The sequence below is a fragment of the Mycolicibacterium sp. TUM20985 genome, from assembly GCF_030295745.1.
Taxonomy (GTDB): Bacteria; Actinomycetota; Actinomycetes; order Mycobacteriales; family Mycobacteriaceae; genus Mycobacterium.
Map to the genome: position 1 here is coordinate 4,577,199 of NZ_AP027291.1, position 21,502 is coordinate 4,598,700.

General features: G+C 67.9%; 14 protein-coding genes. 7 read left to right on the plus strand and 7 right to left on the minus strand.

Features of this window, described 5'->3' with window-relative positions; translation table 11 throughout:
• Window positions 1-30 precede the first annotated feature (30 nt).
• From QUE68_RS22460 to QUE68_RS22470, 3 genes are read right to left on the minus strand one after another with little or no spacing between them, the layout of a single operon-like run.
• Entirely contained in the window at window positions 31-882 is an 852-nt protein-coding gene (locus QUE68_RS22460) for a pseudouridine synthase (RefSeq protein WP_284228481.1), read from the minus strand.
• On the minus strand, window positions 879-2,624 hold the full coding sequence (locus QUE68_RS22465; RefSeq protein WP_284228482.1) for a glycerol-3-phosphate dehydrogenase/oxidase: 1,746 nt from the start codon (window positions 2,622-2,624) through the stop codon (window positions 879-881). The genes QUE68_RS22460 and QUE68_RS22465 overlap by 4 nt, the downstream gene beginning before the upstream one ends.
• 59 nt (window positions 2,625-2,683) lie before the next feature.
• On the minus strand, window positions 2,684-4,099 hold the full coding sequence (locus QUE68_RS22470; RefSeq protein WP_284228483.1) for an NAD(P)H-quinone dehydrogenase: 1,416 nt from the start codon (window positions 4,097-4,099) through the stop codon (window positions 2,684-2,686).
• Between the two features lie 82 nt (window positions 4,100-4,181).
• Between QUE68_RS22470 and QUE68_RS22475 the strand changes: the two genes are divergently transcribed.
• Window positions 4,182-4,655, plus strand: a complete 474-nt coding sequence (locus tag QUE68_RS22475) for a gamma-glutamylcyclotransferase (protein WP_284228484.1) — start codon at window positions 4,182-4,184, stop codon at window positions 4,653-4,655.
• A 37-nt stretch (window positions 4,656-4,692) separates the two neighbouring features.
• Here QUE68_RS22475 and QUE68_RS22480 read toward each other — a convergent pair whose 3' ends face one another.
• Both QUE68_RS22480 and QUE68_RS22485 read right to left on the minus strand, forming a co-directional pair.
• Window positions 4,693-5,862, minus strand: a complete 1,170-nt coding sequence (locus QUE68_RS22480) for an amidohydrolase (RefSeq protein WP_284228485.1) — start codon at window positions 5,860-5,862, stop codon at window positions 4,693-4,695.
• Entirely contained in the window at window positions 5,859-7,037 is a 1,179-nt protein-coding gene (locus QUE68_RS22485; RefSeq protein WP_284228486.1) for a M20 family metallopeptidase, read from the minus strand. Before QUE68_RS22485 ends, QUE68_RS22480 begins: the two co-directional genes overlap by 4 nt.
• A gap of 144 nt (window positions 7,038-7,181) precedes the next feature.
• Here QUE68_RS22485 and QUE68_RS22490 point away from each other — a divergent pair, with 144 nt between their 5' ends.
• A complete protein-coding gene (locus QUE68_RS22490; RefSeq protein WP_284228487.1) occupies window positions 7,182-7,988 on the plus strand; it encodes a purine-nucleoside phosphorylase in 807 nt (268 codons plus the stop codon).
• On the opposite strand, the gene QUE68_RS22495 is transcribed toward QUE68_RS22490, so the two are convergent.
• Entirely contained in the window at window positions 7,934-9,034 is a 1,101-nt protein-coding gene (locus tag QUE68_RS22495; protein WP_284228488.1) for an AbrB family transcriptional regulator, read from the minus strand. The genes QUE68_RS22490 and QUE68_RS22495 overlap by 55 nt on opposite strands.
• A 76-nt stretch (window positions 9,035-9,110) precedes the next feature.
• Between QUE68_RS22495 and QUE68_RS22500 the strand changes: the two genes are divergently transcribed.
• On the plus strand, window positions 9,111-9,572 hold the full coding sequence (locus tag QUE68_RS22500; protein ID WP_284228489.1) for a MarR family winged helix-turn-helix transcriptional regulator: 462 nt from the start codon (window positions 9,111-9,113) through the stop codon (window positions 9,570-9,572).
• A gap of 32 nt (window positions 9,573-9,604) precedes the next feature.
• Window positions 9,605-11,119 (plus strand): phospho-sugar mutase, encoded by a 1,515-nt coding sequence (locus QUE68_RS22505; RefSeq protein ID WP_286274484.1) that lies wholly within the window; start codon window positions 9,605-9,607, stop codon window positions 11,117-11,119.
• Here QUE68_RS22505 and upp read toward each other — a convergent pair.
• The gene (gene upp / locus QUE68_RS22510) at window positions 11,101-11,724 is read right to left on the minus strand and encodes a uracil phosphoribosyltransferase (protein WP_284235211.1); all 624 of its coding nucleotides are present in this window, start codon (window positions 11,722-11,724) and stop codon (window positions 11,101-11,103) included. The genes QUE68_RS22505 and upp overlap by 19 nt on opposite strands.
• Before the next feature lie 55 nt (window positions 11,725-11,779).
• Here upp and QUE68_RS22515 point away from each other — a divergent pair, with 55 nt between their 5' ends.
• From QUE68_RS22515 to QUE68_RS22525, 3 genes are all read left to right on the plus strand, one after another.
• On the plus strand, window positions 11,780-12,097 hold the full coding sequence (locus tag QUE68_RS22515; RefSeq protein WP_284228492.1) for a type VII secretion target: 318 nt from the start codon (window positions 11,780-11,782) through the stop codon (window positions 12,095-12,097).
• A gap of 3 nt (window positions 12,098-12,100) precedes the next feature.
• Window positions 12,101-13,162, plus strand: coding sequence for an NlpC/P60 family protein (locus QUE68_RS22520; protein WP_286274485.1), 1,062 nt, complete (start codon window positions 12,101-12,103; stop codon window positions 13,160-13,162).
• A gap of 234 nt (window positions 13,163-13,396) precedes the next feature.
• Entirely contained in the window at window positions 13,397-21,322 is a 7,926-nt protein-coding gene (locus QUE68_RS22525) for an Ig-like domain-containing protein (RefSeq protein WP_286274486.1), read from the plus strand.
• The last annotated feature ends 180 nt before the right edge of the window (window positions 21,323-21,502 follow it).

Genomic DNA, 21,502 nt, shown 5'->3' on the forward strand with positions numbered 1-21,502 from the left:
CCAGGTCGACGTGGCGACGGGGTCTGACCGTCACAGCGAGCGCTCGCTGACGAACACCTGCCGATCGCCGCTCAGCGGATCGACGAACTCCACGCGGTGGGCCAACAGCTGCAACGGATCGGGGAAGTCGTCGGCTCCCACGTCGACCACCTCCGGGTACAACGGGTCGCCGAGAATCGGCAGCCCCAGCGACGCCATGTGCACCCGTAGCTGATGCGTCCGGCCGGTCCGCGGAGTCAACCGGTACAACCCGTCGCCAAGGTGCTCGACGAGCGTCTCGGCGTTCGATTCACCGGGTTCCTCGTACGCCTGTAACCGCCCGCGCTCCTTGAGGATTCGACTCCGGAGCGTCAGGGGAAACGCCAACGTGGACACGTCCGCCCGCGCCAGGTACGTCTTGCGCACCTCGCCACGCGCGAACATCGTCTGATACGCCCCGCGGACCTCACGGCGCGCGGTGAACAGCAGCACACCGGCGGTCAGCCGGTCCAGGCGGTGCGCCGGCGCAAGCTCGGGCAGGTCGAGTGAGCGACGCAACCGCACCAGCGCGGTCTGCGCCACGTGCCGGCCCCGCGGCATGGTGGCCAGGAAGTGCGGCTTGTCGACGACCACGATGTCGTCGTCGCGATACAGCACGGGCACGTCGAACGGGACGGGAACCTCCTCGGGCAGGTCACGATAGAGGTAGACGAAGGCGTTCGGGGCAAGCACCGTCGACGGGCTCACGACCGATCCGTCGGCGCAGACCACTTCGCCCGCAAGGACTTTCTCCGCAGCCCGCTCACCGAACCGGTCGGCCAGTTCGACGAGCACCGCTCCCCCGCGCAGCCGCACCCGCGTCGGACCGATGCCGTCGCGATCGGGTAGCGGGGAACGCGTCACGTCAGTGGCACCGGTTCCAGGATCTCGGCCCGCGCCTCGGGTGCCGCGGCCCGTAACGCGTCGGCGGACTCGTCGTCGGGTTGGGTCTGCGACAGCACCTCGGCTTCGACCCGGGCCTGATACGTGGTCACCTCGCGGTCGACGTCCGCGGGACTCCAACCCAGCACCGGGGCAACGACTTCGGCGACCTCGCGGGCACAGTCGACTCCGCGGTGCGGGTACTCGATCGAGATGCGCATGCGACGCGCCAGGATGTCCTCGAGGTGCAGGGCACCCTCGGCGGCCGCGGCGTAGTACGCCTCGACCTTGAGGTACACGGGCGCTTCGGTGATGGGCGTCAACAACTCTGGACGTCCCTCGGCCATCGCCAACACCTCGCCGATCAGCGAGCCGTAGCGGTCCAGCAGATGGCGAACCCGATACGGGTGCAGGTTGTAGTGCGCGCCAACGTGTTCAGTCTGATTGATCAGCGCGAAGTACCCGTCCGCGCCCATCAGCGGCACCTTCTCGGTAATCGACGGCGCCACCCGGGTGGGAACGAAGACGCTGGCCGCGTCGATGGCGTCCTCGCCCATCACCCGGTAGGTCGTGTACTTGCCGCCGGCAATTGCGACGAGACCCGGCGACGGCGTGGCCACGGCGTGCTCACGCGACAGCTTGGACGTCTCTTCGCTCTCCCCCGCCAGCAGTGGCCTCAATCCCGCGTAGACGCCGTCGATGTCGTCGTGGTTCAGCGGCGTCGCCAGCACCGTGTTGACCGTCTCGAGGATGTAGTCGATGTCGGCCTTCGTCGCGGCGGGGTGCGCCAGGTCCAGATTCCAGTCGGTGTCGGTCGTCCCGATGATCCAGTGGGTGCCCCACGGAATGACGAACAGCACCGACTTCTCGGTGCGCAGGATGATCGCCACCTCGCTGACGATCCGGTCCCGCGGCACGACGATGTGCACACCCTTCGACGCGCGCACCCGAAAACGCCCGCGCTGCTTCGACAGTGCCTGAATCTCGTCGGTCCAGACACCGGTGGCGTTGACGACCACGTGGCCACGGACGTCGGTGACCTCACCGTCCTCGCTGTCGCGCACGCGCACGCCCGTCACGCGGTCGCCCTCGCGCAGCAGCGACACCACCTGCGTCGAGGTTCGCACCACCGCACCGTAGTGGGCTGCGGTGCGCGCCACCGTCATGGTGTGGCGCGCGTCGTCGACGACGGTGTCGTAGTAGCGGATCCCGCCGATCAATGAGCTGCGCTTGAGCCCCGGCGCCAACCGCAACGCCCCGGCCTTCAACAAATGTTTCTGCGGCGGAACGGATTTCGCGCCACCCAGCTGGTCGTAGAGGAAGATGCCCGCCGCGACGTACGGCCGCTCCCACAACCGCTTGGTCAGCGGGAAGAGGAAGGGCAGCGGCTTGACGAGGTGCGGTGCGAGCGTCGTGAGCGACAGCTCCCGCTCGTGCAGAGCCTCGCGGACCAGCCCGAACTCCAGCTGCTCCAGATACCGCAGTCCGCCGTGGAACATCTTCGAGGATCGGCTCGAGGTTCCGGACGCGAAGTCACGCGCTTCGACGAGGGCCACCTTGAGACCGCGGGTGGCGGCGTCGAGGGCGGCACCGGCGCCAACCACGCCGCCGCCGATGACGACGACGTCGAAGTGTTCGCTGCCCAGACGTTTCCACGCCTGCGCGCGCCCGTCGGGGCTGAGAAGGGTCTGGCCGTTGCCCGGACCGGGGATCGGGTCACTCACGCGAGGGACTCCCTCTAGTTACTCGTCGGTAGGCGTACTACTGCGAGCCTACGTGTTCGTCAGTCCAGATCGTCGTGAGCCATCAACCGGCGGGCCGCCTCGACCGTCGACCCAGACAGCGACGGGTACACCGACAGGGTCTGGGCGAGGTCGGTCACCGAGATCCGGTTCTGCACCGCCAGGGCGATCGGCAGGATCAGCTCCGACGCGATCGGCGCTACGACGACGCCCCCGATGACGACACCGGTCGCCGGGCGGCAGAAGATCTTGACGAAGCCGCGGCGCAGCAGCGACATCTTGGCTCTGGCGTTGGTCGTCAGCGGCAGCATCAGCGTGCGCGCGGGCACCGTGCCGTCGTCGATGGCGGTCTGCGGGACGCCGACCGCGGCGATCTCGGGGCGGGTGAAGACGGCGGCCGCGACGGTGCGCAACCGAATCGGCGACACCCCCTCGCCGAGCGCGTGATACATCGCGATGCGGCCCTGCATGGCGGCCACCGACGCCAGCGGGAGGAGCCCGGTACAGTCGCCGGCAGCGTAGATGCCGGCGGCAGTGGTGCGCGAAACCCGGTCCACCGAAAGGTAATTGCCCGCGTTCAGCTCGATGCCGACCTTCTCGAGGCCAAGCCCCTCGGTGTTGGGCACCGAACCGACGGTCATCAGAGCGTGGCTGCCCTCGACGGTGCGACCGTCGGCCATCGCGACCACGACCCCGTCGGCGGTGCTGGTGACCGATTGGGCGCGGGCGTTCTTGACCAACTTGACGCCACGTTCGGCGAACGTCTCCTCCAGCACCGCGGCGGCGTCGGAGTCCTCGTGCGGCAGGATCTGATCGCGGCTGGCCACCACGGTGACCTGGACGCCCAACTCCGTGTAGGCGTTGCAGAATTCGGCGCCCGTCACACCCGAGCCGACGATCACCAGATGCTCGGGAAGCTCGGTGAGGTCGTAGAGCTGACGCCAGTTCAGGATGCGATCGCCGTCGGGGACCGCCTGTGGCAGAACCCGTGGGCGCGCGCCGGTCGCGATCAGCACCACGTCGGCCTTCAGCGTGCCGACCTTGCCGTCCGATGTGGTGACCTTCACACGGTGGTGCGCCATGCCGGGAGAGTCGTCGACCAGCTCGCCGCGTCCGTGGATGATCGTGACGCCTTCGCGCAGCAGGTTGGATCCGATGTCGGCGGACTGGGATCGTGCCAGCGTCTTCACGCGATTGTGGATCTGGGGCAGCGAGATCTTGGCGTCTTCGATCTTGATGTCGAAGCCCAATCCGTCGGCGCGGCGCAACTCGGTGCGCACGCCGGTCGAGGCGATGAACGTCTTGGACGGCACGCAGTCCCAGAGGACGCACCCGCCACCGATGCCGTCGGACTCGACGATGGTGACCTGCGCGACGCCGGGCCCATGGCCCGCGGCGACGAGTGCTGCTTCGTACCCGGCGGGGCCGCCACCGATGATCACAATGCGGGTAACCACGGCCATCAACCTAGTCTGCTGTGTCCAACTCAACCCGGTGGTTGCCCGCCCGCCGACCAATCCACCCCTTAGGCTTACCGCCGTGCCGATCTACGCCGCCTACGGATCGAACATGCATCCGGAGCAGATGCTGCAGCGTGCACCCCATTCGCCGATGGCGGGAACGGGGTGGCTGCACGGCTGGCGGCTGACCTTCGGTGGTGCCGACCTCGGCTGGGAGGGGGCGCTCGCCACCCTCGTCGAGGATCCGCTGTCGAAGGTCTTCGTCGTGCTCTACGACATGACCAAGGAGGACGAGGAGAACCTCGACCGCTGGGAGGGTTCGGAGCTCGGCTTCCACAAGAAGATCCGCTGCCGCGTCCACCGGGAGACGTCCGACACCAGCACCGACCCCGTCCTGGCGTGGCTGTACGTCGTCGACGCGTGGGAGGGCGGCATCCCCTCGGCGCGGTACCTCGGGGTGATGGCGGAGGCCGCCGAGATTGCGGGCGCTCCAGAGGAGTACGTCCACGATCTGCGCACCCGCCCGGCCGGCAACGTCGGTCCCGGCACCTAACCCGCCGTCGACTCTGCGCCCAGCGCTGAGCGGAGGGCTACAGCCCGGCGCTCTGCTCGACGATGTTGGTGAACACCCGCACCCCGACGCCCAACGCCCGCTCGTCGAGGTCGAACGTCGGCTGGTGAAGGTCCAGCTGCGGACCGTGCCCTGGCCACACGCCGAGCCGCGCCATCGCGCCGGGAACGTCCTCCAGGTACCAGGAGAAGTCCTCGCCACCACCAGACTGCCGGGTGTCGGTCAGGACGTCGGGCCCGATCGCCTCGATCGCGTGGGTGAAGATCCGCGTCGACACTTCCTCGTTGACCACCGGAGGAACCCCGCGGCGGTAGTGCACGCTGTACTCGACCTGCAACGGCGCGAGCAACGACGAAACGATCTCGCGGACGAGCTGTTCCATCATCACCCAGGCCTCGCGGCTGGCGGTCCTGATGGTGCCCGCCACGCTGCCGGTCTGCGGGATCGCGTTGGCGGCGACGCCGGCGTTGACCGCGCCCCACACCATGACCGTGTTGTTGCGGGGATCGACCCGTCGCGACAGCACGCCGGGGAGACCGGTGATCAGGGTGCCCAACGCGTAGACCAGATCACCGGTCAGATGCGGCCGCGAGGTGTGCCCGCCCGGTGAGTGCAGGGTGATCTCCACCTGATCGGCCGCCGACGTGATCGGTCCCGGCCGGATGGCGACCCTGCCGACCTCCAGGCGTGGATCGCAGTGCAGCGCGAAGATCCGCGATACCCCGTTCAGCGCACCGGCGGCGATCGCATCGATGGCCCCGCCGGGCATCAGTTCCTCCGCGGGCTGGAAGAGCAGCCGCACGCCGACGGGCAGCTCGGGCACCGACGCGAGGGCCAGGCCTGCCCCGAGCAGCACTGCCGTATGGCCGTCGTGACCGCACGCGTGGGCAACGCCCGGCACCAGCGACGCGTACGCCGATCCCGTCCGCTCGGCCATCGGCAACGCGTCCATGTCGGCGCGCAACGCCACCCGCGGACCGTGGTCGGGTCCGAAGTCACACGTGAGACCGGTGCCACCGGGCAGCACCTTGGGGTTCAGACCGGCATCGGCCAGGCGGGAGGCGACGAACTGCGTCGTCTCGAACTCCTGCCGGCCGAGCTCGGGATGGCGGTGGATGTGCCGCCGCCACGCCACCAGCTCGTCGTAGTTGTTGGCCAGCCAAGCCTCGGTGGTCTGCGCGATGTTCACGTGCGCCCCGCCTTCAGCCCCAGGACCCTGTCCCGCTCGGCGGGTGTCTGGGCCAGCTCGACGACGGTGCGGGCCAACATGACGGCTCCTTCGATGACGGCCGTGTCGGCGCTCGGTCCTGCCGCGGCCGCGGCGAACGCGGGCTGATGGATCGAGGCGCCGTCGGCGTCGATGCCGACGATCGGGTGGATGCCCGGCATGACCTGGGTGACGTTGCCCATGTCGGTGCTGCCGAGCGGGAACGCCGCCTCGATCTCCGGCCCGACGGGGTTTCGCCCGAACCGCACCATCTCCGCGCGGAACACGTCGGCAAGCCACTGGTCGGGCGTCAACTCCAGGTAGGACGGCTCGGTCGCCTCGACCCGATGCCCGCAACCCGTGGCCACCGCACCCGCCAGGAAGCAGTCCGACATCCTGCCCTCCAGCTCACGCAGTGATCCGGTGTCGTTGGCGCGCATCGTGTAGTGCATCTCGGTTCGGGCCGGGATGACGTTGGTCGCCTGCCCGCCGTCGGTGACGATGCCGTGCGCCATCTGACCCGGCGCGAACTGTTGACGCAGCAGCCCGATCGCCACCTGGGACACCGTGATCGCGTCGGCGGCGTTGAGGCCCAGGTACGGCGCGACCGCCGCGTGTGCCTCGCGACCGGTGTACTCGACCGCGACCTGCGACAGCGCCAGTGACCTCGCGCGTGCGATGTCGAGTGGGCCGGCGTGCAGCATCACCGTGGCCGCGATGTCGTCGAAGGTGCCCGCCTCCAGCATCAGCGCCTTGCCGCCGCCAGCCTCCTCGGCGGGGGTGCCGAGCAGCACGACCGTCAGGTCCAGATCATCGGCGACCTCGGCGAGAGCCAGCGCGGTGCCGACCGCCGACGCGGCGATGATGTTGTGTCCGCATGCGTGGCCGATGCCGGGCAGCGCGTCGTATTCGGCGCAGATGCCGATCACGAGTGACCCGCTGCCGAAGTCGGCGCGGAAGGCGGTGTCCAAACCCCCTGGTGCCGCGGTGACCTCGAATCCGCGTTCGGCGACGAGCGCCTGGGTCTTTGCGCAGCTGCGGTGCTCGTCGAACGCGAGCTCGGGTTCGGCGTGAATGGAGTGCGACAGCGCGATGAGGTCGCCACGGCGTCGTTGGACTACGTCTTCGACGATCGTCGACGCTGTGGCAGTGGGCATCGGAGCAGTATCTCACCACTGCTTTGCTCTTCGCGCGAGCGCTCATCGCCGCCCCTCTGCATCGAGACTGCGCACACGGTGACGATTACCCGCACTCCCTCGCCGTGAGTGCAGTCTCGATGACCGGCGGTACGCTCTCTCGCCGTGACCACTGCATCAACCGACCCGCAGGACGTTGCCGACGAAGCCGCGGCCGCGCTGTGCACGCGCACCGGGGTCGACTCCTTCGACGTCGCCGTGGTCCTCGGCTCGGGGTGGGCACCGGCCGCCGCGGAGTTGGGCGCACCGCTCGCCACCGTCGCCATGGCAGACCTACCGGGCTTCACCCCGCCGGCCGCCGCCGGCCATGGTGGCCAGGCATTGCTGGTCGACGTCGCCGGTAAGCGAGTGTTGGTGCTGCTCGGCCGGATTCACGCCTATGAGGGTCACGACCTTCGCCACGTCGTCCATCCCGTCCGGGCGGCCTGCGCGGCAGGTGCCCGCACAGTGGTGCTGACCAACGCCGCAGGCGGGCTCCGGGCGGACTACGCGGTGGGCCAGCCGGTGCTGATCGCCGACCACCTCAACCTGACGGCACGCTCACCCTTGGTCGGGGCGCAGTTCGTCGATCTGGTCGACGCCTACGCGCCGCGGCTGCGGGCACTCGCCCGCGAGATCGATCCGACCCTCGCCGAGGGTGTGTACGCCGGGCTACCCGGACCGCACTACGAGACACCTGCCGAGATCCGGATGCTCCGCACGCTCGGCGCCGACCTGGTTGGCATGTCGACGGTCCACGAGACCATCGCCGCCCGCGCTGCCGGTGCCGAAGTGCTCGGGGTCTCGCTGGTGACGAACCTGGCCGCCGGGATGACCGGCCAACCGCTCAGCCACACCGAGGTGCTCGAGGCGGGGCGTCAGTCGGCGACGCGGATGGGTTCCCTGCTGTCCGAGGTACTCGCGCGCCTGTAGCCGATCCGCCGGGTGAGGACGATGAGCCCACGTGCCATCAACGGCGCGGCGAACAGCATCAACAGCACCCGTACGACCTGCGCCGCGATGATGAACGTGACGTTGGAACCGGTCTCGACGGCGGTGGCAAGCACGGCGTAGATCCCGCCGGGGCTGGTCGACAGGTAGCCCTCGAGGGGGCTGATCCCCGTCACGTGGGCCAGCAGGATGCCCAGTCCTGCGCAGGCGACGTTCAGCACGACGATCAGACCGAGTGCCGTGGGGAGCGCGCGTCCGATCGCCCGCATCGACTCACGGGTGAACGCGACACCGGCCTGCCACCCGATGACCGCGTAGCCGAGCTGTACCAGCGCCATCGGCACCGACAGCCCGAACGACGTCCCGGTCAGCTCGAGGACGATGGTCACCGCCATCGGGCCGAGAAGGCCGGCTCCGGGCAGCCGGGCCAGCCGACCCGCCGTCGCGCCGACGAGCACGATGACCACCAGCATCCCGAGGCTGACATACCAAGGCGCCGAATCGTCTTGGGCCGGAGCGGCGCCGTTGCCGGTCTTCTCGGCGTGATAGACGAGCGTGACGACGACGGGCATCGAGGCGGTGATGAGAGCGACCCGCAGGTACTGCACCACGGCCACCACACGGTCGTCGCCGCCGAGTTCGCGGGCGATCGCGACCAGACCGGAGGCACCACCGGCGACCAGTGCGAGCGATCCGGTGAGCGGGCTGATGTCACGGTGCAGACCCAGTAGCGCACCGGCGCCGATGCTCAGGAGCAGCGTGCACACGGCGACTGCCAGCACGAGCGGCCAGTCCGAGCCAAGGGCGGTGAGCGCGTCCTGGTGCACCATCGTGCCGATGTAGACGCCCAGTACGCCCTGGGCCGCGATGCCCGCCTTGCGCGGCACGCGTGCCGGCGCCAACGACCCGAGAGCCAGGACGATGCCGACGATCAGGGCCGCAAAGAGTGCCGCCGACGGCACGCCCACGAGGTCCAGGGGCACGGTCACCCCGATCGTCACCGCGATCAGCAGCACCCACTTCCACATGACTCCAAGTATGCGCTTGCTAATTCATGATCTCAAACTGCAGTGAGCGTAAGTTATGCCAAGGTATAACTTGGTAATGCGAGCAACTGGAACCTCCAGCAGGGCCAACGCGACCGAGCTGCGCGAGTCGATCATGGCCTTGACCCGGCAACTTCGTCGCCACCGCAGCGACAACGGGCTCACGCTGAGCCAGCAGCAGATCCTCGGGGAGGTGAGCCGGGCCGGTGTCACGACGCCCGCCGAGCTCGCCAACCGGATGCACGTGCGCGTGCAGTCGCTGACCGAGGGCATCAACCTCCTGGAGTCGCGCGTTCTGGTGGCCCGCCGGACCGACGCCGGCGACCGCCGTCGTCAGCTCATCGAAGTCACGGCCGACGGGGTCGCGCTGCTCGAGGCCGACCGCGCCGAACGCGACGAGTGGCTCAACGCGGCGATGCGGGAGACGCTCACCGATCTCGAGAGCGATCTGCTGATGCTGGTGGCGCCGGTGCTTCGGAAACTCGCCGATGGCGATGAGCGCTTGCGCGAAGAGCAATGAAAACCCGAGGACCGCACCGCACAATGGGCGCCATGACCGACCAACCCCTGACGTTCGGGACGGCGGGGTTACGAGGCCCCATGCGCCCGGGCCCCGGCGGCATGAACGTCGACACCGTGACCACGGCGACGTGGGCGCTGGCGAAGGTACTGAAGGACAGATGCCTGGGCGGGTCGACCGTCGTGGTCGGCCGCGATGCCCGCCACAACTCCGACGATTTCGCCCTGGCGACCGCCGAAGTGCTTGCGGCCGAGGGGTTCACGGTCGTCCTCCTGCCCGACCCCGCGCCAACACCGGTGGTGGCGTTCGCGGTGCGCCGGATGGGTGCCGCAGCCGGCGTCCAGATCACGGCATCGCACAACCCTCCCACCGACAACGGTTACAAGGTCTACCTCGACGGCGGCATGCAGATCGTGCCGCCGACCGACCGCGACATCGAGACCGCCATGTCCAACGCGCCGGCCGAGGTGCCCCGCGACGAGGTCACGCCTGCCACCACCGACCTGATGAACGACTACGTGCGTCGCGCCGCCACCGTGCGCCGGGCCACGGGCGACGTCCGCATCGCGCTGACGGCCCTGCACGGCGTCGGCGGCGAGCCTGCCCTGCTGACGTTGCGAGAGGCCGGTTTCACCGACGTGCACGTCGTCACCGAGCAGTACTCGCCCGACCCCGACTTCCCCACCGTCGCCTTTCCCAACCCGGAGGAGCCCGGCGTCACCGACCTGCTGCTGACCCTGGCCGCCGAGGTCGAGGCCGACGTGGCGATCGCGTTGGACCCCGACGCCGACCGGTGTGCGGTGGGCATCCCGACGCCGTCCGGCTGGCGGATGCTCTCGGGTGACGAAACCGGTTGGCTACTCGGCGATTACATCCTCTCGCAAATCGAGCCAGGTGACGTCATGAACGGGTGCGTGGTGGCTAGCACCGTCGTATCGTCACGTCTGCTCGCGGCGATCGCCGCCCGACACGGCGCCCACCACGTCGAAACGCTGACCGGCTTCAAGTGGCTGGCACGGGCCGACGCGGGTGTCGCGGGCCGCACCCTGGTCTACGCCTACGAGGAGGCGATCGGCCACTGCGTCGACCCGGCGGCCGTTCGCGACAAGGACGGAATCAGCGCGGCCGTTCTCGCCTGCGACCTGGTGTCGGCGCTGCGCGACGAGGGCCGCGCCCCGACGGATGCGCTGGACGCCATGGCCCGATGTCACGGCGTGCACACGACGACCGCCATGTCGGTGCCCGCCGACGCCGCGTTGATGGATCGCCTCCGGGAGTCACCGCCCGCCCGGCTCGGTGGAGAACCCGTCGAGGTCACCGACCTCTTGGCGCGCCGGGGCCAGCAGCGCACCGATGCGTTGATCTACACCGGCGAATCCGTGCGGGTGGCCGTGCGACCGTCGGGCACCGAGCCGAAGGTCAAGGCGTACCTCGAGATTCGACTGCTTCCCCGCGACGACCTGTCGGTCGCCCGCACGGTCGCCGACGAACTCGTCGAACGGTTGCGGGTCGACGTGTTGGAGCTGCTTCAGCGAGGGCCGAACTGACGGTCACCCGCGTCGCCGAGACCCGGCACGATGTAGGAGACGTCGTTCAGTCCGTCGTCGATCGCCGCGGTGTACAGCGTCAGGTTGGGTGCCGCCTTCTGCAGTGCGACAATGCCTTCCGGGGCGCACACCACGCACACCGCGGTGATGTCGACGGCATTGCGGGCCTGCAACAGCCCCAGGGTGTGCACCATCGAGCCACCGGTGGCGAGCATCGGGTCCAGCACCATGACCGGCGTCGTACTGAGGTCCTCCGGCAGTGACTCGAGGTAGGGGGTGGGCAGCGCGGTCGCCTCGTCGCGGGCCACGCCCACGAACCCGACCTTCGCCTCGGGGATCAGTTGCTGCGCCTTCTCGACCATCCCCAGGCCGGCCCGCAGCACGGGCACCAGCAGCGGTGGCGAGGCGAGCCGTGATCCCACGGTCTCGGCCAGCGGAGTGCGAATGGGCACCGGCGTCGACTCCGCGTCGCGGGTGGCCTCGTAGACCAGCATCAAGGCCAGGTCGCACAACGCGGCGCGAAAGCCCGCGTTGTCGGTGCGCTCGTCGCGCAGGATGGTCAACCGGGCAGCGGCGAGTGGGTGATCGACAACGCGGACGTCCATGCGGCGAACCCTAATGGAACCACGACGTCGGAGACGTCCATGGAACCAGAGCGTCGTGGCCGACGTCATAACATCCGTGATCGCCGATACCTCCGACATCCAAGGGTTCAGCGCTGCCCAACTGAGGCACGCCGACGACCTCGCCTCCGTGGCGGCCGACTTGACCGCCGCCACGGCCGCCACCGACGCGTTCGGTCCCATCGGGGCAGATTTTCTGCTGGCGTTGAATGGAGCGTTGAGACGGGAGGCGCAGTATGCCGCGCAACTCGCCGAGCGCCTCGCTGCGGCGAAGTCGACGGCAGGCGCCGCGGCCACCGCCTACCGATCAGCGGAAAGCGTTGCTGGACGATCGATCTCGCTCCTCGGGGCCTAGACGATGCCGAGCGCCCTGGTGAGCGGGTTGATCGCCCCGCTGCGCGAGCTGCAGGCGATGGTCGGCACGGGTACCTCCGACGCCGCGCCGGCGCTGGCGGCGATCCGCACCGCATTGACCGACGTCGCGGCCGCGACGATTCGGTCACGGCAGCAGACGCGGTGGCTGGGCGATGCCGGTGACGCGGCGTCGGACTTCACCGACGCGACCGTCGCGGCCATCGACGCACTGGCCGCCCGAGCCGCCCACCTCGGTGCCGCTGCGGCCGACGCCGCCGACGCCGTCGCCCGTGCCCGGGCCCGGTTGCAGACGATCGTCGATGGGTTCGAAGCCCGCGCCGAGGCGCTCGAGTCCAGGCTCGACGAACCCGGTGTCGTCGACGAACTCATCGCCGAGGCTCGACGGGCCATGACCGAGGCCGACGCCGTGATCGAGGATCTGCGCGCCGAGCTCGACGGACAACGGGCGGCGGTGGCCGAGCCGCCATCGGGCGCGCTGCCGACGATGCCGATGGGCGCGGGTTCGGGGCTAGGCGGACTCGGCTCGGGCGCCGGGGCGGGTTCGGGGCTCGGCGGCGCGAAGCCGAGTGACTCGTTGCTGTTCGATTCCCGGTCCGACGCGTCCGCGGGCCCCGATGCCCAGCCACTCAGCGATCCCGGGATGTTCGGCAGCGGAGTCTTGGTGCGACTCCCCGATGGCAGCACCGCCACCGCGCCCAACGCGGTCGCCGCCAGTGCAGTCCGGCACGCTCTCACGCAGCTGGGTGTGCCCTACGACTGGGGCGGTACGACGCCCGGCGTTGGCCTGGATTGCAGTGGTTTGACGCAGTGGGCGTATCACGAAGCGGGACTCGACCTTCCGCGTCTCGCCCAGGAACAGGACGTCGGGTCTGCGGTCGACGAGGCATCGCTGCGCCCTGGCGATCTGGCGGTGTGGGACGGCCACGTCGCGATGGTCGTCGGCAACGGCCAGATGGTCGAGGCGGGTGACCCCGTCAAACTGTCGGCGATCCGAACGTCGAACGCGGGTCAGGGCTTTCAGGGGTTCTGGCGGCCGACGGCCTGACATTGCCTCCAGGTCACAAATGGGGTCGAAAGAACGGCGCGAACGCCCCCTACGGTCGGTCGGTGGCAGAGGCAGCAATCTGTGGCTAAAACAGTCGCGGGCTCCGACGTTCCGCTATGGTTTTGCGGTGTAGTCAATTTGCTGCTCTTCACTGAGCGACGCGATCGGACTGGCACCGAACGAACTCACCGACCTTGGTTTCGTGGCGACATCTTGGTCACGGGGGATGCAGACATGGGTTGCGCTATCTACATCGGTCGGGTCGGCGCGTTGGCGGTGGCGTTGGGTGTCGGGGCGGCGGTGGCCATAGGATACGGGATCGGCACCCCGACGGTGGCGTGGGCCGATGAGGGCAACGAGTCCTCGGAGAACACGCCCAACTATCCCACCGCTCCGAATGATCCCAGTGGTCCGAGCGATCCGACCGGTGTGCAGGACGCGGGTTCGGGCAGCGGTGCGGGGCCGGGTTCGGTCAGTGGCAACGCCCCGACCGCCCCGGACATGCAGCTCTCGGTGTCGGGCAACGCGCAGATTTCGGGTCAAGACGTGCCGCAGGGCAACGGTCCGGGCAGCTCCACCGCGACCCCGGAGATCACCGCGTCGACCCCCACGCAGACGGTGACCCCCTCGCCGACGGTGACCCCCTCGCAGACGGTGACCCCGCCCACCGGTCCCGCTTCGATCGAGGTGCCGCCTGAAGCGGGTGCCGTCGTTCCCCCGGCCACCGGCACGACCACGACGACCCCCACGATCACTACGGTGATTCCCAACGGCAACGACCCGGTCGGGCAGAAGCTCTTCGCTCCCGTCGGCGGGTCGACGTTCCGGGTGAACACGTTTAGCCTCGCCTCTGACCCCGGGCAGCCGACGTTGTTGGCCGCCGCTGCCGCGGCGGCGGTCGCCGCGGACGCCCCGGCTCCCGCGCCGCTGGTCGATCAGCCCGAGAACCTGTTCGAAGCCTTGCTGGCAACCCCCATCGTGTTGGCCAACATCGCGATCACCGCCGTGTCGACATTCCTGTCCTCGATCTTCGCTCCCGGCCCGACCATCCCGGCGCCGCCGGTGATGTTATTCGTGGTGCTGGGCTGGGTGCAGCGTGAACTGCAACGCACCTTCTTCAATCAGTCCCCCACCGGCGTCGCCGACGCGGTGACCACCTCTGAGGACGTCGCGAAGACATTCTCCGTATTGGGCAACGACACCGACGGCGACCTGGGTGCCGGTGACGTACTGACCATCACCGACTACACCCAACCCGCCCACGGCGCGGTGCTTCTCAACTCAAACGGCACCTTCACCTACACCCCGACCGCCAATTTCAGCGGCACCGACACCTTCACCTACACCGTTTCCGACGAGGCCAGCCCCTGGCACACCCACGGCCTGGCCGGGTACTTCTTCGGCGGTGGACACAGCTCCACCACCACCACCGTGCCCGTGACCGTCACGCCGGTGCCCGACGCTCCGGTCGCGGTCAATGACACATACACCGTGGATGAGGACCGCACTCTGATCGTCGGTGCCACCGGCGTGCTCGTCAACGACAGCGACGCCGACGCCGATGCCATGACGGCCGCGCTCACCGTTGGCCCCGCCCACGGCACCCTCAGTCTCATCGCAACGGGCGCGTTCACCTACACCCCCGCAGCCAACTACCACGGCACCGACACCTTCACCTACCGCACGTTCGACGGCACCCTCAACAGCAACACCGCGACCGTCACCATCAACGTCACCTCAGTCAACGACGCGCCGATCGCCAATCCCGACACCTACACCACCGCCGAAGACACCCCGCTGACCGTCGCAATCCCCAACGGCGTCATGGGAAACGACAGCGACCCCGACGATGACGCCGCCCTCACCGCCACCGTCATCACCCCACCAACACACGGCGTGCTGAACTTCGACTCCAACGGCGCGTTCACCTACACCCCCGCAGCCAACTACCACGGCACCGACACCTTCACCTACCGCACGTTCGACGGCACCCTCAACAGCAACACCGCGACCGTCACCATCAACGTCACCTCAGTCAACGACGCGCCGATCGCCAATCCCGACACCTACACCACCGCCGAAGACACCCCGCTGACCGTCGCAATCCCCAACGGCGTCATGGGAAACGACAGCGACCCCGACGATGACGCCGCCCTCACCGCCACCGTCATCACCCCACCAACACACGGCGTGCTGAACTTCGACTCCAACGGCGCGTTCACCTACACCCCCGCAGCCAACTACCACGGCACCGACACCTTCACCTACCGCACGTTCGACGGCACCCTCAACAGCAACACCGCGACCGTCACCATCAACGTCACCTCAGTCAACGACGCGCCGATCGCCAATCCCGACACCTACACCACCGCCGAAGACACCCCGCTGACCGTCGCAATCCCCAACGGCGTCATGGGAAACGACAGCGACCCCGACGATGACGCCGCCCTCACCGCCACCGTCATCACCCCACCAACACACGGCGTGCTGAACTTCGACTCCAACGGCGCGTTCACCTACACCCCCGCAGCCAACTACCACGGCACCGACACCTTCACCTACCGCACGTTCGACGGCACCCTCAACAGCAACACCGCGACCGTCACCATCAACGTCACCTCAGTCAACGACGCGCCGATCGCCGCCGATGATGCGTACACCGTGGGCGCTGGACGGGCCCTAACAGTGACCGCCGCCGGTGTGCTCACTAACGACACAGACGTGGATAGCGGTGCTGTGCTGACCGCGACCGTGGTTCAAGGGCCCGCCCACGGAACAATGGCCCTGAGCGCAGACGGCACCTTTACTTACACCCCGTCGAGCGGATTCAGCGGTACGGACTTCTTCATCTACACCGTCAGCGACAACACGAACCTCACTGACACGGGCGTGGTGACAATTGCCGTCACGCCGATTACGGCGAGCGATGACGCCTTCACGGTGCTGATGGACACCAGCACCGTGCTTTCTCCGGCGTTGGGCGCTAACGACACATCTGTCACCGGCTTGGAAATGGGCGCGATCACCATCGTCGACGCCCCCACCCACGGCAGCGTGCAGGTCAACCCCGACGGCACCGTCACCTACCGGCCCTACAACGACTACCGCGGCACCGACACCTTCACCTACACGGTGGAGGATGGGAATGGGCTTGGAATCGTGTCCAACACCGCCACCGTCACGGTCACCGTGATCAGCCCCATCATCGCCACCGACGACACCTACACCGTGCTGATGAACGGCCCCACCGTCCTCTCACCGGGGTTGGCCGCCAACGACACCCGCTACCCCGGCACCAACTTCGACCTCGGCGCGATCACCATCGTCACCGCACCCACCCACGGCACCGTGACCCAAGCCGCCGACGGCACCGTGACTTACCGCCCGTTCAACGGCTACCGCGGGACCGACACCTTCACCTACACCCTCGGCGCGGCCAGCCCGGGCATCCCCGCCTCCAACACCGCGACCGTCACCGTCACCGTGATCAGCCCGATCATCGCCAACGACGACGCCTACACCGTGCTGATGAACGGCCCCACCGTCCTCTCACCGGGGTTGGCCGCCAACGACACCCGCTACCCCGGCACCAACTTCGACCTCGGCGCGATCACCATCGTCGACGCCACCACCCACGGCAGCGTGCAGGTCAACCCCGACGGCACCGTCACCTACCGGCCCTACAACGACTACCGCGGCACCGACACCTTCACCTACACCCTGGCCGCCGCGAACACCTTCATCCCCACCTCCAACACCGCCACCGTCACCGTCACCGTGATCAGCCCGATCATCGCCACCGACGACACCTACACCGTCCTGATGGACACCCCCACCGTGCTGTCACCCGCGCCCAGCGCCAACGACAACACTTACCCGGGCACCAGGTTCGACCTCGGCGCGATCACCGTCGTCGACGCCCCCACCCACGGCACCGTGACGCAAGCCGCCGACGGCACCGTGACCTACCGCCCGTTCAACGACTTCCGCGGGACCGACACCTTCACCTACACCCTCGGCGCCGCGAACACCTTCATCCCGGCCTCCAACACCGCCACCGTCACCCTGACCGTGATCAGTCCGATCATCGCGGCCGACGACGCCTACACCGTGCTGATGGACACCCCCACGGTGCTGTCACCGGCGTTGAGCGCCAACGACACCCGCTACCCCGGCACCAACTTCGACCTCGGTGCGATCACCATCGTGACGGCACCCACCCACGGCATGATCAGCCAAACCGGCAACACCGTGACCTACCGGCCCGACAACGGCTACCGCGGGACCGACACCTTCACCTACACCCTCGGCGCCACGAACACCTTCATCCCGGCCTCCAACACCGCGACCGTCACCCTGACCGTGATCAGTCCGATCATCGCGGCCGACGACGCCTACACCGTGCTGATGGACACCCCCACGGTGCTGTCACCGGCGTTGAGCGCCAACGACACCCGCTACCCCGGCACCAACTTCGACCTCGGTGCGATCACCATCGTGACGGCACCCACCCACGGCATGATCAGCCAAACCGGCAACACCGTGACCTACCGGCCCGACAACGGCTACCGCGGGACCGACACCTTCACCTACACCCTCGGGGCGACCAGCCCCGGAATCCCCACGTCCAACACCGCGACCGTCACCCTGACCGTGATCAGTCCGATCATCGCGGCCGATGATGCGTACACCGTGGGCGCTGGACGGGCCCTAACAGTGACCGCCGCCGGTGTGCTCACTAACGACACAGACGTGGATAGCGGTGCTGTGCTGACCGCGACCGTGGTTCAAGGGCCCGCCCACGGAACAATGGCCCTGAGCGCAGACGGCACCTTTACTTACACCCCGTCGAGCGGATTCAGCGGTACGGACTTCTTCATCTACACCGTCAGCGACAACACGAACCTCACTGACACGGGCGTGGTGACAATTGCCGTCACGCCGATTACGGCGAGCGATGACGCCTTCACGGTGCTGATGGACACCAGCACCGTGCTTTCTCCGGCGTTGGGCGCTAACGACACATCTGTCACCGGCTTGGAAATGGGCGCGATCACCATCGTCGACGCCCCCACCCACGGCAGCGTGCAGGTCAACCCCGACGGCACCGTCACCTACCGGCCCTACAACGACTACCGCGGCACCGACACCTTCACCTACACGGTGGAGGATGGGAATGGGCTTGGAATCGTGTCCAACACCGCGACCGTCACGGTCACCGTGATCAGCCCGATCATCGCCACCGACGACACCTACACCGTGCTGATGAACGGCCCCACCGTCCTCTCACCGGGGTTGGCCGCCAACGACACCCGCTACCCCGGCACCAACGTCGACCTCGGCGCGATCACCATCGTCACCGCACCCACCCACGGCAGCGTGCAGGTCAACCCCGACGGCACCGTCACCTACCGGCCCTACAACGACTACCGCGGCACCGACACCTTCACCTACACCCTCGGCGCGGCCAGCCCGGGCATCCCCGCCTCCAACACCGCGACCGTCACCGTCACCGTGATCAGCCCGATCATCGCCACCGACGACGCCTACACCGTGCTGATGAACGGCCCCACCGTCCTCTCACCGGGGTTGGCCGCCAACGACACCCGCTACCCCGGCACCAACTTCGACCTCGGCAACATCACCATCGTCACCGCACCCACCCACGGCTCCGCGACCGCCAACCCGGACGGCACGGTCACCTACGGGCCCTTCAACGGCTACCGCGGCACCGACACCTTCACCTACACCCTCGGCGCCACGAACACCTTCATCCCCGCCTCCAACACCGCCACCGTCACCGTCACCGTTGTCCCGCAACTCCCCGCCGCGGTCAACGACACGGCCACCGTCGCCGAGGACAGCACCGCCAACACCATTACCGTGCTGGCCAACGACGACGTCATCTACGCAGGCTTCAAACCGGTTCGAGCGGTGAGTGATCCGGCACACGGCGCCGCGCTCGTCACCGCCGACGGTGCCACGATCATCTACACCCCCGATCCCAACTTCGACGGCGGCATCGACACCTTTACCTACACCCTCGACGGCGGATCCACCGCCACCGTCACCGTCTACGTGACGCCGAACATGATCACCACCACCGTCGGACGACCCGACGCCAACGGCACCGTCACCGGAACCGCGCTGTTGAACAACCCGGTTCCCGGATTCGTCGGGTACGCCATCACCGGCGCACCCACGCAGGGGTACGTCACCGTCAACGCGGACACCGGGGTGTTCACCTATACCCCCACCAATGCCTCCCGGCTTGCCGCCACTGCGATCACCACCGATACCTTCACGATCACCGCCTCCGACGTCCCAAGGACCGCTGCCGAGATCGTCGCCGTTCCCGTCAGCCCCGCCGCTTTCACCTTCACCGGCACCATTACCGTCGGGCCGTCCCCCGCCGCGGTGGCGGTAAGCCCCGCCGGCACACAGCTCTACTTCGCCGACACAGGCGGGTCGGTGTCAGTGTTCGACAGGGCCACCAACACCGTCACCGACACGATCCCCGTCGGGTCGAATCCGGTCGACATGGCGATCAGCCCAAACGGCAGATTCCTTTACGTCGCCAACCAGGGCAGCGCCTCAGTGTCGGTGATCGACACCGCCACCAACGCCCTCACCCGCACCATTACCGTCGGGTCCATCCCGACGTCGGTGGCGGTGAGCCCCGACGGCACACGGGTCTACGTCGCCAACCAGGGCAGCGCCTCAGTGTCGGTGATCGACACAACCATCAACACTGTCGCTGCCACGATCGCCGTGGGGTCCGGTCCGATGGCGGTGGCGGTCACCCCCGACGGTCAACGGCTCTACGTCGCCAACAGCAACAGCAACACGGTGTCCGTGATCGACACCGCCACCGACACCATCACGCACACCATCGCTGTCGGAGGATCTCCCGACGCGGTGGCGGTCAGCCCCGACGGCCAACGGGTCTACGTCGCCAACAGAACCAGTGGCTCGGTGTCGGTGATCAACACTGCGACCAACACCGTCACTCGCACCATTGCCGTCGAAAACCTTCCCGGCGCAATGGCGATCACCCCCGACGGGAAACGGGTCTACGTCGCCAACTACGCCAGCAGATCGGTGTCGGTGATCGACACCGCCACCGACACCGTCACCGACACCATCCGGGCCTGGTCCGGTCCGGTCTCTCCGGTCGCGGTCGAAGTGGCCCCTAGCGGCACCCTCCTCTACATAATCGACACCAGCGGGTCGGTGTTGGTGATCGACACCGACAACAACACCTTCGCCGGCACTCCCATCCCCGTTGGGTCCAGTCCGGTCTCGGCGGCGGTCAGCCCCAGCAGCGCAACGGTCTACGTCGTCAACAACGGCAGCAACACGGTATCCGTGATCGACACCACCACCATCACCGTCACCAACACCATCGCCGTCGGAGGATCTCCCAACGCGGTGGCCGCCAGCCCCGACGGCCAACGGGTCTACGTCGCCAACAGAACCAGCGGCTCGGTGTCGGTGATCAACACCACCACCGACACCGTCACTCACACCATCCCCGTCGGAACCCTTCCGGCAGCGGTGGTAGTTAGCCCCGACGGCATGCAGCTGTATGTCGCGAACAGCTACAGCCCGTTCGCAAACAGTCTCAGCGAAACGGTGTTGGTGATCGACACCGCCACCAACACCGTCACCGGCAGCGTCTCCGTCGGATCCCCGGGTGGATTGGCCGTCAGCCCTGACGGCAAGTTGCTCTACGTCACCAACTTCGATGACGACACGGTGTCGGTGATCGACACCAGAACCAGCACCATCCTTGACACCATCACCGTCGGAACCTTCCCCACCGAGTTGGCGGTCAGCCCCGACGGCGGCCGTCTGTACGTCATCAACCAGCTCGGCTACACGGTGTCGGTGATCGACACGACCACCGCCACGGTAACGGTCACCATCCCCGTCGGGTCCACTCGGGTCGCGGTGGCGGTCAGCCCCGACGGCAGCCTCCTCTACGTAACCAGCTTCGATGACGACACGGTGTCCGTGATCGACACCGCCACCAACTCCGTCATCCGAGTCATCCCCGTCGGATCAAGACCGGCCGCGGTGGCGGTCAACGCGGACGGCACACAGGTCTTCGTGGCCAACCAATCCAGCAATACGGTGTCGGTGATCAGCCTCACCTGATCCAGTGCTGGCACAGACCTTTCCGGGTCGGCCGACACCACGGAACCGTCGACAGCCAAGCGGCAACCACACTCAGCATCACCCCATGGCGATCTGCACCGAAACTGGTAGCCGGTCGAGGCGGGTGACCCGGTGAAGCTGTCGCCGATCCGAACCACGAATGCGGGTCAGGGCTTTCAG

Bases quoted from the DNA above. Each gene is read 5' to 3' on its own strand.
- QUE68_RS22520 (WP_286274485.1), top strand. From the start codon at position 12,101: ATGCCGAGCGCCCTGGTGAGCGGGTTGATCGCCCCGCTGCGCGAGCTG.
- QUE68_RS22500 (WP_284228489.1), top strand. From the start codon at position 9,111: ATGCGAGCAACTGGAACCTCCAGCAGGGCCAACGCGACCGAGCTGCGC.
- QUE68_RS22525 (WP_286274486.1), top strand. From the start codon at position 13,397: ATGGGTTGCGCTATCTACATCGGTCGGGTCGGCGCGTTGGCGGTGGCG.
- QUE68_RS22485 (WP_284228486.1), bottom strand. From the start codon at position 7,037: ATGCCCACTGCCACAGCGTCGACGATCGTCGAAGACGTAGTCCAACGA.
- QUE68_RS22495 (WP_284228488.1), bottom strand. From the start codon at position 9,034: ATGTGGAAGTGGGTGCTGCTGATCGCGGTGACGATCGGGGTGACCGTG.
- upp (WP_284235211.1), bottom strand. From the start codon at position 11,724: ATGGACGTCCGCGTTGTCGATCACCCACTCGCCGCTGCCCGGTTGACC.
- QUE68_RS22505 (WP_286274484.1), top strand. From the start codon at position 9,605: ATGACCGACCAACCCCTGACGTTCGGGACGGCGGGGTTACGAGGCCCC.